This window comes from Anabaena sp. CCY 9613 (assembly GCF_963920895.1).
Lineage (GTDB): Bacteria > Cyanobacteriota > Cyanobacteriia > Cyanobacteriales > Nostocaceae > Cyanocohniella.
In genome coordinates this window covers 264,634-281,922 of the sequence record NZ_CAWUDE010000005.1, presented here as the reverse complement: position 1 = coordinate 281,922, position 17,289 = coordinate 264,634, and the positions used below count along the sequence as shown (strand labels likewise).

Sequence of the window (17,289 nt, the reverse complement as noted above, 5' to 3'; positions counted from 1 at the left end):
TTCATATCCTAACCAAAGTGCGATCATCAAATTGTCAAGCTGCATTATTTGGGCAGACTACAGATGGCGTTATACATTAATAAATATATCTGTAACACCTGACTAATTTGGGCTTGGTATTTCACAGCGAAGGGTTTAGAAATGTTTACTTCGTCAGAGACTCCCATCATTGGGACAATTTTACTAATTGCTTTGGGTATTTTAGGTTGGGGCTTTTATCGCGCTAGACCTTTTGGGAAACTGGGAATCTTAGCCTGGTTGCAGTCGGTGGTATTGATGACTCCCTGGCTGTTATTCTTTGGTTTGTTTGCCGCAGGAATTTACATTAACATAGTTGGTATCTTGATTTTGGTGGTAGTTTCTGCTGGTGTGTATGTTTATTTAGGCAGACAGTTACGCACCGCTGGGCAAGATGCCATACTTAAGCAACGGGCAACCGAAAGATTAGCCGCTAGTTCTGCACAGGAAGCAGAAAATAATCCGCAAGTAGTGCTTGAGGAATTAAAAATTGAACCACTACGCATCCCTGATGAAGATTTAAGCGCCATTAAAAGTATTTTCGGTATTGACACATTTTTTGCCACAGAAACTATTTCTTACCAAGATGGAGCTATTTTTAAGGGAAATCTGCGGGGAGAACCAGAAGAAGTTCATAATCGACTGACTGCAAGTTTACAGGAACGCTTGGGTGAGCAATATCGACTATTTTTGGTAGAAAACACAGATACGAAACCTGTGGTGATTGTTCTACCTAGCCGTAATGATCCCCGTCCCATGACGTTATCGCAAAAATCCTTTGCAGTGATTTTGTTGATTGCAACTATCGCCACCAGTCTAGAAACTGCGGGATTACTGCTGAATTTTGATTTATTTGCTGACCCAGAAAAGGTTGCAGCAGCTTTACCTATAGGTGTGGGGATATTTGCGACTTTGGCAGCTCATGAAATTGGTCATTGGGTACTCGCCCGTCGTCACCAAGTCCGCCTTAGCTGGCCGTTCTTTTTGCCGGCTGTGCAAATCGGCTCTTTTGGCGCCATTACTCGCTTTGAGTCTCTGTTACCTAACCGTAAGGTACTATTTGACATTGCTTTAGCGGGGCCTGCTGCTGGCGGAATCGTTTCTTTGTTAATGTTAATCACCGGTTTACTGCTTTCCCACCCTGGTAGTTTATTTCAATTACCCAATCAGTTTTTTCAAGGCTCAATCTTAGTAGGTAGCTTGGCGCGGGTTGTCTTGGGTTCGGCTTTACAATCACCCGTAGTGAGTGTCCATCCCTTGGTGGTGATTGGTTGGCTGGGTTTGGTAATCACTGCTTTAAACTTAATGCCAGCCGGACAATTAGATGGGGGCCGTATCGTCCAAGCAATTTATGGACGCAAAACCGCAGGAAGAGCCACCATAGCAACTTTAATTTTACTAGGGATAGTATCTCTGGGTAATGCTCTAGCTGTTTACTGGGCAGTAGTTATTTTCTTTTTACAACGGGATTTAGAACGCCCCAGTTTAAATGAAATCACCGAACCAGACGATGCTAGAGCCGCTTTAGGTCTTTTGGCTCTCTTCTTAATGATTACCACCCTCTTGCCTTTGACTCCTGGTGTAGCAGGAAGATTGGGAATTGGAGGATGAGGGTTAGGGACATGGGGGCTTTTACTTCCCCAATCCCTAGCCATACAATTTATCGTCAAGCCCTGATGGGTAGAGCTGCGCTGACTGCGGAGCGTCTCGCACAGGAGTGATTGGGGACTTTTGAATTGATTTGTCCCCAGTCCCTACCCTACGGTTTCCAACCTGCGAGCAAATTCGGATAAGCGGTTGGTGTGGGAAATAATCTCTGGAATCCGTTTTGACGCGCTTGGGGCTGTTCTCGGCTTAGATTCCAGAGGGTTTCATAAAAGAAGAAGGAGACTCCAGCAAAATTGCGATCGCGCGCTGCTTGTACTTGGGTTTTAATCTGTTCTATGGGTACTGATCTGTTCTTTAAGCCAGATAATATGCCGATACTTACAGGAATATGGCTACGGGCGGCTTTGACTTCGGGATACTCTAATTCTTGAGTGAATACTTTTAAGTCATCCCGATATATCTGCAATACCAAGTCTTCGACAATTCCCATGCGTTCCCAGCGTTGCCAGTCTGCTAAATAATATTCGTAGGAGAAACGCTGGGGATTAGGAGCAACTGAAACAATGCAATTTTTTTTACTGGCTTTGATGGCTGTAAATGTCCGCTTCATGAAGTCGGTAATTTTGTTAGCTCTCCATCTCACCCATTCGGGATTTTTTGGGTCTTTGGAGGGGGCTTGACCACGGTGTTCTTTTTTGTATAGAGCTACTGTGTAGGGATCGTAGCCTAATTCTGACGGTAAGCCGAAATGATCATCAAATTGAATGCCGTCAATATCGTAGTTTCTGACGATTTCCACGACTAAATCTTGAATGAATTTTTGGACTTCTGGATTAAAAGGATTTAACCACACCCGCTCATGTATACCTTCTTTGACAATTTTAGTACCGTCGCTGCGACTGGTAAGCCATTGGGGACGATTTTTCGCTAAGAGGGAATCAGCTGGGGCCATGAAGCCAAATTCAAACCAGGGAATTACTTTTAATCCTTTTTGATGTCCCTCTGTGACCACTTCTTTGAGCATATCTCGCCCTTGCAGTCCAGGTTCAGGATCAAGCGATCGCCCAATTACTCTGGCTGCTACTCTACTAGGATAGAGCGTATATCCCCAATTCCACACCACAGGATAAACGGTGTTGAAGTTAAGTTCATTCAGGCGTTGTAAAGCATTCTTCAGGCGATCGCGTTCAAATAGTACATTACTATCAATATTGGTTAACCACACTCCCCTTAACTCTGAGTTAGGCGGTGGCGTAGGTCTAGTTTGAGCGTTCAAAGGCAGGGATAGCATCACTGTAGCTATCATGCTCAAGGAAACTATCACGGCAAACAAAGCCTGTTTTTTACCAGGAAGGATTTTTCCCCCAATTAACTCCACACACCACTTGACAAATTTTTTCATAACTTGCTGGAGAAAGCATAAAACGTTAATCATGACTAGTATATGGGGATAGAAGTTGCGTTGTTACCTACTAGTCAAGACAGTTACTAAATTTTTGCCAGCAATTTATTCTCTTTTTGTCTCCAAATTACTGCCACTACATAGTTATTCTTTTTACAAGAAGCTTGATACATTTATACATATGAATCAATAAATCTTAAACCTAGCCACTAGCTTATATTTAAGATTATGCTAAGTACTAGAGAAGAATAATTTTCCTATCAAATACTGTGGGACACACAGAAATTCAAGCTTGTGGAGAATCAGTAAGACTCGTTGGTACTTGTGCCAAAAAGCGTGTTTCTGAGAAGCAAGAATCTCCCGCTACATTGCGTTCGCGGAGCGTTCCGAAGGAAAGCAATTAGCGGTGAGAGTGTCAATTTAATCGTATATCACTGATAACAGAAGTCATTTGTATATCAGTCTGTACTATTTTTTGCTGCAAGTACAGGAATTATAATGAAAAGCTTAAATAATTCAGAAGACAATTTAGCAAATATAACAGCATCTGTCCAGAGGCTTGTAAGGGCGATTATGCTGGCCACTGGTCAATTTTCTTTGATATTAGCCTGTTGTAACTCTGTAAAAGCACAGCCACAAATATTGAATTTATTACAGGAATTGTCATCTGTAGATATCCAAGAGATTGTCATTTCACCTACGGCGGAGAAACTCTATACAACAATTGCCGATACAATCGGGACAAATCAACCCGAAGCTTTAATGGTGAAAGGTTTAGAGTCTGTGGTAGAAATTAATCAACTAATTATCAGCACTAATCTCATGCGCGATGAGTTTCGCAAAAACCTACACTTTCCCCTAGTGCTATGGGTTAATGATGACATCCTGGGTAAGCTAGTTTGGCTAGCACCTGATTTGAAGAACTGGGCAGCTAGTACTATTAGATTTGATAACTATGAACATCAAGCAACGCCAAATTCAGCATTCACCGCCTCAGAAGTTTAATTTTAATTTACCCAAGTAATGCCAATTCGGATGACGTGGACTTTCCAATTCGCTATATATAAATTTACTATAAAAATTTAGGAACAAACTCTCAGTATACTAGAGTCTAGTATTACATCAATAACAGAAGATAGATAATTCATATATTCCCCACATTTCAGTTGTGGGACTGATTACTATTTTGTGTTTAATTGCTAAATCTTAGTTTTTCATACTTTTGATCCGGACTAATACAGCATTTTATTAGTTGGTAGCAAATTAAATTTAGCAACACTCTGTGTACCTTGGTTTTTACCTTAGGTAACTTTGCGTTGAAAAACGTCAAGATTGTACGTACATCCCTACTAAGTATTGTTATTACATTATGAAGATTAAACTAAAAAAATATCCTTCCACAAATCAAACCCGAATTATCACCGCTTTATTTTTAACAGGTGTGTTGTCTGTTGGTAGTGGGTTAACACTGATGAAAAACGCCACTGCTAATTCTGTAAAATTAACACCAGAAATCAGTAACCTTGTAGCAAACCGCCAATCAAACCGCTTACCACGTCCAGTAGCTAACGCGGTACGGCGAGATTTAGCCCGCAGACAAAGAATTTCCATCAGAGAACTGAAAATTAGTGATTATAGTCAACAAACTTGGCGTAATGGTTGTTTGGAACTGCCTCAACCCAATGAACTCTGTACCCAAGCTTTAGTTCCTGGTTGGCGGGTTGTGGTAACTAATGGTAAACAAAACTGGACTTATCATACCAATAACAACGGACGTTCTTTAAGGTTAGCTACGGCAAATGCTCCCACGAATCCATCAGCCAATCTACCGCCATCTGTAAGAAATGCGGTTTTACAAGCAGCCTCTAAGCGTTTGCAACAGCCAATTGCCCGCCTCAATATTATGCAATCTCAACAGCAAACTTGGACTAATGGCTGTCTGGATTTACCTGGTGCTGATGAGAACTGTAGTGAGGCTCTAGTAGGTGGTTGGCGCGTAATTGTCGGCGCTGTTGATCAAACCTTGGTTTATCACACCAATCACACAGGTTCTGCCATTAGGCTAAATGAACAGGCTAGTGAAATTACTGGACAACAACTGCCCCAAAATGTCAGAAATGCTGTTTTGCAAGCAGCCTCCAGACATTTGCAACAGCCAATTTCCCGCCTCAGTATTATGCAAGCTCAACAACAAACTTGGAGAGATGGCTGTTTGGAATTGGGAAATATCAATGAATTATGTCTTGCTGCTTTGGTTCCAGGTTGGCAGGTAATTGTTCGTGCTGCTGACCAAAAATTAATTTATACGAATATATAATTACTTCCAAGGATAGATGAGTAACCAAAGTCGATACTCACACCACAGTTGGGTGCAATCTCATAATCCTGCCAAATCAGAGTTAAAACTGCAACAACAGCGACAAAAAGAGCCGATGTTTTATTATTTTGCTTATGGCTCTTGTATGTGTCCAGTGGATTTAAAGCGATCGCTTGGTGAAAACACCCATCCTTACATCATTGGCCCGGGAATTTTAAAGGGTTATCGACTGGGGTTTTATTCTTATTCTCCGACTCGCAAATGTGGGGTTTTGGATGTAGTCAAAGATTCCCAAGCCAGCGTTAAAGGTGTACTTTATCACTTACCCTGGCGTTTAAGTGAATATTTAGATATCCGCGAAGGTGTATCCCAAAGTTTATATCGTCATGAAACAGTGGAAATTCACTGTCAGCATCAGGTATATATAAATGCGCGCACTTATGTAGTTGTTAATAAGCTTATAGAAGAAATGGCACCCAATGATTGGTACTTTAACGTTGTACTGCGCGGTGCTGTTACCTGTGGACTACCAGAGGAATATTGCTGGCATTTATTTAATCATATGTATCAATTGCAACAGAATTATCAAAAACAGGCAACCAGGCAATCTGCTTAGTAAACAATTACAAAGAAAGTGTAAAGATATCCCTCTCAAGACATGGCCGGCGATCGCCTAACATGCCACAATTCAAAGTAATTAAATATATTTTTACAACTTCTTAAAGGAGTCAAGACCATGACTCATGCTTGCTGCGGGCTTGGTTATGCTTCGCCGGAAGCCGCTACTCAGGCGGAACGAGAAAAAGTATTATGTGCGATCGCACTTTACACGGGTACAGGTATCGAAGAACCAGATTACCTGGCCACTGTAGACGTTGATCCCAAGTAATGTTTGGCATTGGCATCAGCCTCACGAGAGATAATATATATAATTAGCAGGATTTACAATTAAAAAATGGTAGAAAATTCTTTAACACCAACACCTGCAAATAAAGAAGTGCAAATATTTGGGCCAGATGAAATTGATATATTTTTGAATGTCAATAATATTTCTTATTCCTTGAAAATAGAACCTCGCATCACTTTACTCGATGCATTGCGGGAAAAACTAGGGTTAATGGGTACGAAAAAAGCTTGCGATCGCGGCGAATGTGGAGCTTGTACTGTCTTGGTTGATCATCGACGGATTAACTCTTGTATGACTTTAGCTATCATGCATACCGATGCCTTGATTACCACCATAGAAGGTTTGGCAACAGATGGTGAACTTCACGCTTTGCAAACAGCTTTTATTACCCATGATGCTTTTCAATGTGGATACTGCACTTCAGGTCAAATTGTATCTGCCCTAGGAATGATATTAGAAGAACCACCAAAATCTGAAGCAGAAATAAAAGAAAAGATGAGTGGTAATCTGTGCCGTTGTGGGGCATATCCTAATATTATGGCAGCGATTTGTGATGTGCTAGAGGGTATGAAAAATGCAGCCATTTAGTTATGCCAAAGCTACCTCCAAAGAAAGTGCGATCGCCTGTGTTGATCAGGATAAAAATGCTGTATTTATCGGCGGAGGTACGGATTTATTGGGATTAATGAAAGATGGGATAGCAGCAGCCAATAAGTTAGTTGATATTAACTCTTTACCATTAGCAGAAATTGAATTTTCAGCAAATAGTATCCGCATTGGTGCAGTTTGTCGGCTAAGTGATGTCGCTTTTCATCCCCAAATTCAAGAATGCTATCCAGTTATTAGCCAAGCATTACAACAAAGCGCTTCACCTCAATTGCGAAACATGGCAACGGTGGGTGGTAATTTGTTGCAACGAGTCCGCTGTAGTTATTTTCGTGATCCTGTGTTTCCTTGTAATAAGCGCACCCCCGGTGTAGGCTGTTCGGCAATTACAGGTTACAACCGGATGCACGCCATCTTTGGGGCGAGTGAACATTGTATTGCAGTGCATCCTTCTGATTTAGCTGTGGCGTTGACGGCATTAAATGCAGTAATTTGTGTTCAAGGTGTGGAAACCCAACGGCGAATTGCCATTGATGATTTTTATCTGTTACCAGGTGAAACACCAGAAACAGAAACTGTTTTACAGCCTGGGGAAATGATTGTGGCTATTGAAATTCCCCATGTTTCATCTCAAAAATCCCATTATTTGAAAATTAGAGACAGGGCTAGCTATGAATTTGCTTTGGTTTCTGTTGCTGTCGCTTTAGATATAGAACAAGACATGATCAAATCTGCAAGCATAGCTTTGGGGGGAGTAGCGCCTAAACCTTGGCGGGCTGAGGAAGCAGAAAGCTTACTGAGAGAACAACCAATTAATGCAACTACATTTACAGCCGCAGCCACCGCAGTTGTGCAAGCCGCCAAGCCGCAACAACATAATCAATTCAAAATCGAATTAGTTAAACGGGCTGTAGTCCGCGCCCTTTCAGTTGTGGCCACAAAATCATGAATAAAATTATTGGTAAACCACTGGATCGGGTTGATGGTAAGTTGAAAGTCACCGGAGACGCACCTTATACTGCCGATGTGACTATAAGTAATCTGGCTTATGGAGTGATTTTTCAAAGTGCGATCGCTAAAGGTAAAGTTATTGCCATAGACACAACCGCCGCCACCTCCGCCCCTGGTGTAGTAGACATTATTACCTATCAGCAAACTCCCACTTTAGTCAAAATACCCTTCTTCCCCACTCCAGAAAATTTGCCCACCGAATCAGATGACAATATTTATTACAACGGTCAACATCTGGGAATTGTGATTGCGGAAACCTCAGAACAAGCTGAATTTGCCGCCTCTTTAATTAAAGTTACCTACGAACAAACAGAACCCACCATGACAATGGCACAAGCAGAAGTGTTTGAGCCAGAATCCATATTTTTTGGTATTATGCCCGGCAAAATCACCAGAGGAGATATTGCATCTGGGAAAGCCCAAGCAGATGTCTTGGTGGAACAAGTTTATACCACCCCAATGGAACACCATAATCCTCTGGAACCTTCGGCAACAGTGGCCATGTGGGATGGGGAAAGCTTGACATTATATGAAACTACTCAAGGTATTTCCGCAACTCAACGGTCAATCGCCGCAGTTTTGAATATTCCCCAGAAAAATGTGCGTGTCATCTCCAAATATTTAGGTGGTGGATTTGGTTGCAAAGCCTTACTGCGTTCTCATACCATTTTGGCAGCAATGGCAGCTCGTCAGGTACAGCGACCAGTTAAAGTTGTGTTAACGCGATCGCAAATGTACACATCTTGCGGTTATAGATCTGCAACCGAACAACACCTAAGTTTAGGTGCAACCCAAGACGGCAAACTCACATTCATCAATCACATTGGCACATCTTTAACTTCCATGTTTGATGACTTCGTGGAACCTGTAGGCGCGCCTACCACCATGATGTACGCCTGTCCCGACCTGCAAGTTAAATACCGTTTAGGGCGCATTAACACCATCACGCCTACCTTCATGCGGGCGCCAGGAGAAGCACCAGGCATGTTTGCCCTAGAATCAGCAATGGACGAACTCGCCGCAGCATTGAATATTGACCCGATAGAACTGCGACTGCGAAATCATGCTGATATCGACCCCCAAACCAACTTACCTTGGTCAAGTAAATCCCTCAAAGAATGTTACCTACAAGGCTCAGAACTATTTGGTTGGTCGTTACGCAATCCTCAACCGCGTTCCATGATTGATGGTCATTTCCTTATTGGTTGGGGAATGGCAAGTGCCACATTTCCTAGTAATTCTAGTAAGGCGACTGTGAAAGTCGAAGTTTTTGCCAATGGAGAAGTAGAAGTTAAAACTGGTACTCAAGACTTAGGTACAGGTACTTATACAGTCATGACCCAAGTTGCGGCTGAAGCTTTAGGTGTGTCCAGCCACCAGGTAAAATTTGAACTCGGTGATAGTAACCTGCCCAACGCCCCCATGACAGGTAATTCCATGACAGTGGGTAGCGTTTCCCCAGCCGTACATCAAGCCGCCAACGCCGCCAGAGAAAGAATTATCCAGATGGCGATGGCCGATATTCATTCCCCTGTTTATCATGCTCAAATAGCAGAGATAAGCGTCGAATCAGGACAAATATATTTAAAAAAAGACCCAGCCCAAAGAGACAGCTACAGTGAAATTCTGCTTCGTCATGGGTTAGACAGCTTAGAAGTCACAGAAGAAACCGCACCCAACCCAGAAACCAAAAAATACTCCAAACACTCATTTGGTGCCATCTTTGTCGAAGTAGCTGTAGACGAATTATTAGGAGAAATCAAAGTTAGACGTTGCGTAGGCGTGTATAGCGTCGGCAAAATTCTCAACTTAAAAACAGCACGTAGTCAAGTTGTTGGTGGTATTACCTGGGGAATTGGCATGGCCCTAATGGAAAAAACCGTTATGGACAATCATCACGGGAGAGTAGTAGGCGCCAATCTTTCCGATTACCTAATTCCCGTTCACGCCGACATGCCCAAAATGGAAGTGCAATTCATCGAAGAAACCGATCCTTATGTCAACGCCCTAGGAACTAAAAGCCTAGGGGAACTTCCTATAGTCGGCGTAGCAGCTGCGATCGCCAATGCTGTGTATCATGCCACAGGTCAGCGCATTCGTGATCTACCAATAACACCAGATAAGTTGATTTACTAGATTTCAGATTAGTAGCCTAGTACTATTCGGCGTCAGGATATATCTCTGGATATGTGTATTAACAATTAATTTTTTTCTAAAATAAGATTGCGAGCAAAGTTTAGTTCATAAATATAAATAACCAAGTCCGCAAGAGCAATTGCCTAGACAAAATAACTATTAATAAAACAGCATTGGGGTAAAACCAATGAACGCTAAAATCGTTGCTGCTTTGTCATTTATGGTAGCTTTAGTAAGTTTAGGAAGCCCAGTTCGCGCTCAGTCATCAGAAATAAGCAATTCCAATCCAGATGACTATAAATTAACTGGTGATTCTCTAGAAGGAATCGACACTAGAACAGCCCAGGATGACTTCCAACAGTTTTTCGATGTCCAAAATTCACAAAGTCCCTCAGGCAGATTTGGCTTAAGTGAAACCATATCACTGCCAAGAAATCCGATTTTTTTGCAGCCGGCTCAGTCCGTGGATAGCAATGATGGAGTACAAGTACAGTTAGATTTAGGGAACGAGTAATTTTCGTCTTGCTGGTTTTGCGTCAAACTGAGCCTAAAAATTGTGTTTTTTGCTGCGTTGGGGTTAAGAATCTAAATCTAGCGATCGCATTCCTTGGCGTTGGGCAAAACTTAACATACTACCTAGTTGTAACCACACAAGTAAGCAAGTCAAAAGACTCAATGGTAAGCCCACTCCTAAAGCTAATACAGACGGAAAGCCAAATATTTCTAACCCTGAGGAGAGAAACAGACAAACACCAGCAGTTATCCCTAAAAATGGGACAAGCAATTGTCTGAGTAAAGAAGGAGGTGGGGAATTTTCGGCACTATCTGTTGACCATTGCTGCACCATTACTTTCAGGGTGCCAGATAAAGCGAACCCTGAAGTTAATGCCATTAAAAAACCAATAAGTATCAATAAATAAGGCGGTTCGGCAGGAAAATAGTACATGAAAACTCCGGATTTATCTTGAGAACTCCATAAAAAGTCACCGATACAAGTAATACATGCAGAAAAGATGATGTTTTTACTTGTTATTGTGGGGTTGAACATCGCCAAAGGCAGCGAAGAACGAAGAATAAGGAATAATAGCAGCTACACTTTCTCTAGATAACTCTGCCAACATACCGATGGCTACGTCAAATAGACGAGTCGGTTTGATGTCATCTTTAACTAAATCCCAGAGACGCTGGACTTCTTCGGTATGCAGACGGTCATCTTCGGTGAGTGCTAATACCAACTGTCGCCGGAGAAATTTACCTTCGTCAGACAGCAAAAATTGTAATCCCATGCGTGCTGTGGGTAAGACATCAAAGTTGCTATCAGTCCGAGCGATCTCAATTAAATTCTCTAAACGCTGCCACTGGAATTTACCATCTTTAAACAACACGTTTAGTAATCGTCGCCGTAATTCTGTTGATTCCCCAGTTAGCAATCTTCGTGCTATGTAGGGATAACCTACTTCTATAATTTTGAAATTAGGGTTGAGACTGAGGGCTATTCCTTCTTGGGTTACCAAAGAGCGAATAATTAAGGCAAAATTGGCGGGAACTCGGAACGGATATTCATACATCAGTTCCGAAAACTCCTCGGTGGTGGTTCTGAAGTTAAATTCCCCGACATTTTTACCAATGGCATTTCCTAGCACTGATTCTAACGCCGGCACAATGGGACAAATATTGGTATCTGGAGTCAGAAAACCTAATTTGACAAAATCCGAGGCTAAATCAGTGTAGTCTTTGTTAACCAAGTGTACTAGCGCGTCAACCAAACTTTCTTTGGTGTTTTCCTCCAACTGATCCATCATGCCAAAATCAATGTAAGCCATTCGGCCATCAGGCATGGCAAACAAATTTCCTGGATGGGGGTCAGCATGGAAGAAACCATGTTCCAATAGCTGTTGTAAACCCGAAGTTACACCAATTTGGATAATCACTTCTGGATCTAAACCTGCTGCTGTGATACTTTTGGTATCTGTCAGCTTGAAGCCGTTAATCCATTCCAGAGTTAAAACACGAGTATTGGTGTAACGCCAGTAAATAACTGGAACTTTGACTTGGGGGTCGTCCCGAAAATTAGTCGCAAATTTTTCCGCATTGCGACCTTCATTGATGTAATCGATTTCTTCAAATAACTTGATGCCAAACTCGTCCACAATTAAAGTCAAGTCGTGTCCGAGATTCAAGGGTAGAAAGGGGGCTAACCAACCGGCCGCCCATCGCATCAAATACAAATCGAGTGTAATTACTGGACGTAAGTGGGGGCGTTGCACCTTAACTGCCACTTCTTCGCCACTGAGTAATCGTCCGCGATAAACTTGACCCAAGCTAGCTGCGGCAACTGGACTTGGTGACAACTCACTATAAACTTCGGTAATTGGCCGGTCTAACTCGTTTTCGATAATTTGATAAGCCAGTGCATTATCAAAAGCTGGTAATTGGTCTTGCAGCTTAATGAGTTCGTCTAAGAAATCTTTGCGTACCAAGTCCGGCCGAGTGGATAGGGCTTGACCAACTTTAATAAAAGTCGGGCCAAGTCTGGTAAGCAATTCTCGTAACTGGATGGCACGTTTACCCTTGTTCAGCTCGATTTGGTCTTGCCATTCGTCCCACTTGAGACTCAAAATAAATCCGGCGAAATACCAAATTATTTTTAGCATTCGTCCCCAAGCTAACCAGGGACGATAACGATAATGACGAGCGATCGCGTCTGGATTGTAGCGCCTTAGCTGAGCAGGTTGATACTGACCCACGCCTTTATTTGCCTCTTCAACTGAGAAATCTACACTGTTGTTTGTTCCTCAACTCACAAACTAGTTGCTGGTCGAGGATATTAGTAGTTTTATCAAAAACTATTAAACTTAAAATGTTTCTGGGGAGTATTTTCGGCCGTTTGAGCCTACCTTACTATCCAGGCTTTTTTATCTTTTTCTTAATTATACTTTATAAAAGTACAACTATTTCCGCGATTAGGGGCTAAGGGAAAAAAACACGCCCTAGGGTCTATTTTTGAGACCACCGACAAGAGAAAATACACCTTAGCCTCTGCTATTAATTACGATGCCAACGAGTACCATCACGACTGTCAATTAAGGTGATTCCCTGTGCTTGTAATTGATCCCGGATGCGATCGCTTGCGGCAAAATCCTTGGCTTGACGGGCTGTTTGCCGTTGTTGAATCAAATCTTCAATTTCGGTATCACTTAAACCTTCAACAGTAGAAGTTACCGCTTCTGGTTTAGCTTCTAAACCCAAAACATCTGCCAAAGTCACAAGTGTTCGCCACTGTGTTTGTAACTCCTGCATTGGCGTGTCGGTTTTCCCTTGATGGACAATAATATTACCCTCACGGCGCAGTTCCTTAGCTAACTCAAATAGCACAGCTAACCCGCCAGGAAAATTAAAGTCATCATTTACAGCTTCTTGAAAACGCTCAACATAAGCAGTTAAACACTCCCCAGATTCTGGTTCCCCAGCCCCCAATTGATAGCCAAACAATAAACCTTCTTTGAGGGTATGCCAGCCGTTGGTAGCTGCGGCAATGGCTTCTTCAGTAAAATCAATGGGTTTACGATATTGGGCCATGAGGACAAATAACCTCACAGCCATTGGCTCTACGCCTCGATTGAGTAAATCCCGAATGGTGGTAAAGTTGCCCAAAGATTTGGACATTTTTTCCCCATCAACTTTTACCATGCCGTTATGCAGCCAGTAAGTAGCTAGGGGTTTACCTGTAACTGCTTCTGATTGGGCAATTTCGTTTTCATGATGAGGGAAAATTAAGTCAGCACCACCAGCATGAATATCTATTGTCTCACCCAAGCGATCGCGCACCATTGCCGAGCATTCAATATGCCATCCCGGACGACCTGCGCCCCACGGTGATTTCCAAGCTGGTTCTCCTGGTTTCGCCGCTTTCCACAAAGCAAAATCAAAGGGGTCTTTCTTTTTTTGATATTCTGGATTTTCTATCTGCACGCGATCGCTAGCGCCTGCTTGCATATCATCTAACTTGCGTCCAGATAGCTTGCCATACTCATCAAATTTGCGGACAGCGTAATAAACATCACCATCGGCCGGGTAAGCAAAACCTTTATTTTCCAACTCATGAATTAACCGCTGAATGCCATTCATTGTGTGGGTAGCACGGGGATACTCATCGGCTTCTTTAACTCCCAGCCGTGCCATATCCTCAAAATAAGCCTGGATATAGCGTTCAGCCACCGCTTCCATTGACGAATGTTCTTCGCGCGATCGCTTGAGAATTTTGTCATCAATATCGGTAAAATTTTGGATATAGCGCACCTCATAGCCGATAAACTGGAGATAACGCCTGACTACATCCCAAACAATACAAGCTCGGGCATGACCCAAATGACAGTAATCGTACACCGTCACGCCGCAGTAGTACATCTTTACCTTACCTGGTTCTACGGTGGCAAATGGTTCTTGACGACGGGTGAGAGTATTGTAAACAGTCAGGGTCATAACTAGAGTAATTATGGAATTAGAGATACGTAATAATAGGAGAAAGCAGCTGAAAAAAGTCCAGCATCCCTATGCTAGTACGACAGGGCAGAAATAAACCATTTATCTTCCCACACTAATTCCGGATATCGGTGCTAGTGTTTTCTGGACTCTCTGCACCACATTCATATTTGCTATTTTTTTGTTACCAGCGCCATGCAATCAGTAGTTTCTTCCGAATCATCAGCGATGGATGCACCCAAACAAGGAATGCCAGTCACAATTATTACTGGTTTTCTTGGTAGTGGCAAGACAACTTTATTGAATCATATTCTCAGCAATCAACAGGGTTTAAAAACTGCCGTTTTAGTCAATGAATTTGGCGAAATTGGCATTGACAACGAGTTAATTGTTTCCACCGACGAAAACATGGTGGAGTTAAATAACGGTTGTATTTGCTGCACAATTAATAATGATTTAGTAGATGCCGTTTATAAAGTTTTAGAACGCCAAGAAAATTTAGATTATTTGGTTGTAGAAACAACTGGACTTGCAGACCCGTTACCAGTTGCTTTAACATTTCTTGGTACAGAATTACGAGATTTAACTCGTCTTGATTCCATAATTACCGTAGTTGATGCAGCCAACTACAGCTTAGATTTATTTAACTCCCAGGCGGCATATAGTCAAATTGCCTATGGGGATGTAATTATTCTCAACAAAACAGACTTAGTTGAGCCATCTGCACTCGATGAATTAGAAAGCAAAATTAATGAAGTCAAAGAAGGTGCGAGGATAATCCGCACCAAGCGATCGCAAGTGCCACTTCCTTTAATTCTCAGTGTCGGTCTGTTTGAATCTGACAAGTATTTTGAGAGTGAACATCAACACGATCATGACCATGAACACCATGATCACGATCATTCCCAATGTGAACATGATCATCACGATCATGACCACCATGATCATTCTCACCATTTAGAAAATGACGGTTTTACATCTATCTCTTTTCAAAGTGATAAGCCTTTGGCTATCAGGAAATTCCAATATTTCTTAGATAATCAATTACCCTCAACTATTTTCCGAGCCAAGGGGATAATCTGGTTTGATGAAAGTCCCAAGCGTCATATTTTCCACCTTTGCGGTAAACGCTTCACCCTAGATGATGAAGAATGGAAAGGCGAACCCAAAAACCAATTAGTGCTAATCGGGCAAAATTTGGATCGTGAAACTATTCTCACGCAGCTAGAAAACTGTATTTGTCTTCCTTCTACTAGCAAAGGTCAAGGCTTTGGTAAATAGCCATAAGCCAGAAGTGCATAGTAGTAACTCAATAGCGTAGTAGTGGAGTGACACGCCTAAAATTTTGCATTAATTAAATTTATCTTGTAGGATGGCGTCTCGCCCGTCAGGTTCAGGCAAGATGCCCGCACTACAAGAGTTATATCGATCACACCATTTTAGTCGTGTCACGCTAGTAGATAAATATCAATGCGCGTTATTATCCAGCGAGTTAAATCATCTCAAGTCACCGTTAACGGCGAAATTGTTGGCAAAATTGGCCGGGGGCTAAATTTGCTTGTGGGGATTGCTAGCACAGATACTAGTGCTGAAATTGACTGGATGGTATGGAAATGTTTAGATTTGCGATTATTCCCTGACCCTGAAGGTGATGAAAGGTGGCAAAAATCAGTGCAAGAAATTGGCGGTGAATTACTGGTAGTTAGTCAATTTACCCTTTACGGCGATTGTCGCAAAGGTCGTCGTCCCTCTTTTGACCAATCGGCTAATCCCCAAGTAGCCGCAGATTTGTATGAACGCTTTGTGAACAAATTACGAAGCAGTGGTTTGCAGGTCGCTACCGGCCAATTTGGTGCCATGATGCAAGTTGCTATCGAGAATGATGGCCCAGTTACTTTATTGCTAGAAAAGGACGCTATGTGAAATTCTGATCGTCAAATTGATGCTGTGGGAGCAGATTCTCAGTTCATGTTGCACATCCTTTCCCCTCCCATAAAGCCCTCGTATGGCTGTAGTCAGAAGTTACGCGTAGTAGAGGCAGAGAATTAACTTCTCGCAGAAAATTAAATCTGTATAAAGATTTGCAAGAAATTTGATCAACCCTCGATGTTTGCGATATTCTAAATAACGTTTAAATATGCGCCGTGAATTTTCTTGACCGTTGTGCAAAAACCTTTAAAAAATCCCAGGTTCTATGGTTTTTTAACAACTGCACAGATTCTGGTGGCGATCAACCCCATAAAATTTTACAAGTTGTCCCCACTCGTGATTTCCATATAATTTTCCGGACGACTAACTTTTTCGTTTAGCATTAACTTATAGATGCTTGGAGGGATTTTTGTTTTGTGGTGGTAATTACCGTACCAAACCGAATTTTCCCACAAATTAGTAGAGTTTGTTATGTTATAGTTAGAATGTTAAGACTAGCTTTGCCAATCACAATACTCTACGCATCGAAGAAAATTGCCAAACGGAAAGCAGTTTTGATTAAGCATTTACCAAACAAAATCTGAATTGAATTGAGGCTATGACTCAGCAAGTGATTCACCCAATGGTGAAATTGCAACGTAACGTGCAATCACTAGTAGAATCCAATATTATCAAGCCAACTGATAGCATTTGGAAAATTGCATTGCTCTATGGTAATGAATGGCAGCACTGGAAACAGGAACTGCTAGATTTTGGGTTTAGTATGCAAGACCCAATTGGCGAATTACTAGCAGTAGAAGCTTGGGACGAAGAGTAGGCAATAGAGTATCGGGAGTAAGTCTTTTTCCATAATTACCACTCCCTACTCATTAA

The 17,289-nt window shown here is 42.1% G+C and carries 15 protein-coding genes and 1 pseudogene; 12 read left to right on the top strand and 4 right to left on the bottom strand.

Annotated features, from left to right (window positions below; genetic code table 11):
- Positions 1 to 141 precede the first annotated feature (141 nt).
- Positions 142 to 1,629: a site-2 protease family protein gene (locus ACM0OT_RS08525; protein WP_414563935.1), complete on the top strand. Its 1,488-nt coding sequence runs from the start codon at positions 142 to 144 to the stop codon at positions 1,627 to 1,629.
- A 148-nt stretch (positions 1,630 to 1,777) separates the two neighbouring features.
- Here ACM0OT_RS08525 and ACM0OT_RS08520 read toward each other — a convergent pair whose 3' ends face one another.
- On the bottom strand, positions 1,778 to 3,028 hold the full coding sequence (locus ACM0OT_RS08520; protein ID WP_414563934.1) for a glycoside hydrolase family 10 protein: 1,251 nt from the start codon (positions 3,026 to 3,028) through the stop codon (positions 1,778 to 1,780).
- Between the two features lie 498 nt (positions 3,029 to 3,526).
- On the opposite strand from ACM0OT_RS08520, the gene ACM0OT_RS08515 reads away from it, so the two are divergent.
- The 8 genes and pseudogenes from ACM0OT_RS08515 to ACM0OT_RS08480 all read left to right on the top strand — a co-directional run bounded on the left by ACM0OT_RS08515 (position 3,527) and on the right by ACM0OT_RS08480 (position 10,519).
- Positions 3,527 to 4,033 carry a hypothetical protein gene (locus ACM0OT_RS08515; RefSeq protein ID WP_414563933.1) on the top strand — a complete coding sequence of 169 codons (507 nt, stop codon included), beginning with the start codon at positions 3,527 to 3,529 and terminating at the stop codon, positions 4,031 to 4,033.
- 364 nt (positions 4,034 to 4,397) lie between these two features.
- Positions 4,398 to 5,345, top strand: a complete 948-nt coding sequence (locus tag ACM0OT_RS08510; protein WP_414563932.1) for a hypothetical protein — start codon at positions 4,398 to 4,400, stop codon at positions 5,343 to 5,345.
- 16 nt (positions 5,346 to 5,361) lie between these two features.
- Positions 5,362 to 5,961, top strand: a complete 600-nt coding sequence (locus ACM0OT_RS08505) for a gamma-glutamylcyclotransferase (protein WP_414563931.1) — start codon at positions 5,362 to 5,364, stop codon at positions 5,959 to 5,961.
- Between the two features lie 120 nt (positions 5,962 to 6,081).
- A pseudogene (locus tag ACM0OT_RS08500) lies at positions 6,082 to 6,228 on the top strand (selenium-binding protein SBP56-related protein); the annotation flags it as partial.
- A gap of 72 nt (positions 6,229 to 6,300) precedes the next feature.
- Positions 6,301 to 6,840, top strand: a complete 540-nt coding sequence (locus ACM0OT_RS08495) for a (2Fe-2S)-binding protein (RefSeq protein WP_414563930.1) — start codon at positions 6,301 to 6,303, stop codon at positions 6,838 to 6,840.
- Positions 6,827 to 7,807 carry an FAD binding domain-containing protein gene (locus ACM0OT_RS08490; protein ID WP_414563929.1) on the top strand — a complete coding sequence of 327 codons (981 nt, stop codon included), beginning with the start codon at positions 6,827 to 6,829 and terminating at the stop codon, positions 7,805 to 7,807. Before ACM0OT_RS08495 ends, ACM0OT_RS08490 begins: the two co-directional genes overlap by 14 nt.
- Positions 7,804 to 10,005 carry a xanthine dehydrogenase family protein molybdopterin-binding subunit gene (locus tag ACM0OT_RS08485; protein ID WP_414563928.1) on the top strand — a complete coding sequence of 734 codons (2,202 nt, stop codon included), beginning with the start codon at positions 7,804 to 7,806 and terminating at the stop codon, positions 10,003 to 10,005. The genes ACM0OT_RS08490 and ACM0OT_RS08485 overlap by 4 nt, the downstream gene beginning before the upstream one ends.
- A gap of 187 nt (positions 10,006 to 10,192) precedes the next feature.
- Positions 10,193 to 10,519: a hypothetical protein gene (locus ACM0OT_RS08480; protein WP_414563927.1), complete on the top strand. Its 327-nt coding sequence runs from the start codon at positions 10,193 to 10,195 to the stop codon at positions 10,517 to 10,519.
- 63 nt (positions 10,520 to 10,582) lie between these two features.
- Here the strand turns inward: ACM0OT_RS08480 and ACM0OT_RS08475 are convergent, their stop codons facing one another.
- The 3 genes from ACM0OT_RS08475 to cysS all read right to left on the bottom strand — a co-directional run bounded on the left by ACM0OT_RS08475 (position 10,583) and on the right by cysS (position 14,487).
- Complete coding sequence (locus ACM0OT_RS08475) at positions 10,583 to 10,951, bottom strand: hypothetical protein (RefSeq protein ID WP_414563926.1); 369 nt, start codon at positions 10,949 to 10,951, stop codon at positions 10,583 to 10,585.
- A 76-nt stretch (positions 10,952 to 11,027) separates the two neighbouring features.
- Entirely contained in the window at positions 11,028 to 12,752 is a 1,725-nt protein-coding gene (locus ACM0OT_RS08470; protein ID WP_414563925.1) for an ABC1 kinase family protein, read from the bottom strand.
- A gap of 298 nt (positions 12,753 to 13,050) precedes the next feature.
- On the bottom strand, positions 13,051 to 14,487 hold the full coding sequence (cysS, locus tag ACM0OT_RS08465; RefSeq protein ID WP_414563924.1) for a cysteine--tRNA ligase: 1,437 nt from the start codon (positions 14,485 to 14,487) through the stop codon (positions 13,051 to 13,053).
- Between the two features lie 195 nt (positions 14,488 to 14,682).
- Between cysS and ACM0OT_RS08460 the strand changes: the two genes are divergently transcribed.
- The 3 genes from ACM0OT_RS08460 to ACM0OT_RS08450 all read left to right on the top strand — a co-directional run bounded on the left by ACM0OT_RS08460 (position 14,683) and on the right by ACM0OT_RS08450 (position 17,233).
- A complete protein-coding gene (locus ACM0OT_RS08460; RefSeq protein WP_414563923.1) occupies positions 14,683 to 15,768 on the top strand; it encodes a CobW family GTP-binding protein in 1,086 nt (361 codons plus the stop codon).
- A 189-nt stretch (positions 15,769 to 15,957) separates the two neighbouring features.
- Entirely contained in the window at positions 15,958 to 16,410 is a 453-nt protein-coding gene (gene dtd / locus ACM0OT_RS08455; RefSeq protein ID WP_414563922.1) for a D-aminoacyl-tRNA deacylase, read from the top strand.
- Positions 16,411 to 17,014: 604 nt separating this feature from the next.
- Positions 17,015 to 17,233: a DUF4327 family protein gene (locus ACM0OT_RS08450; RefSeq protein ID WP_414563921.1), complete on the top strand. Its 219-nt coding sequence runs from the start codon at positions 17,015 to 17,017 to the stop codon at positions 17,231 to 17,233.
- Positions 17,234 to 17,289: the final 56 nt, after the last annotated feature.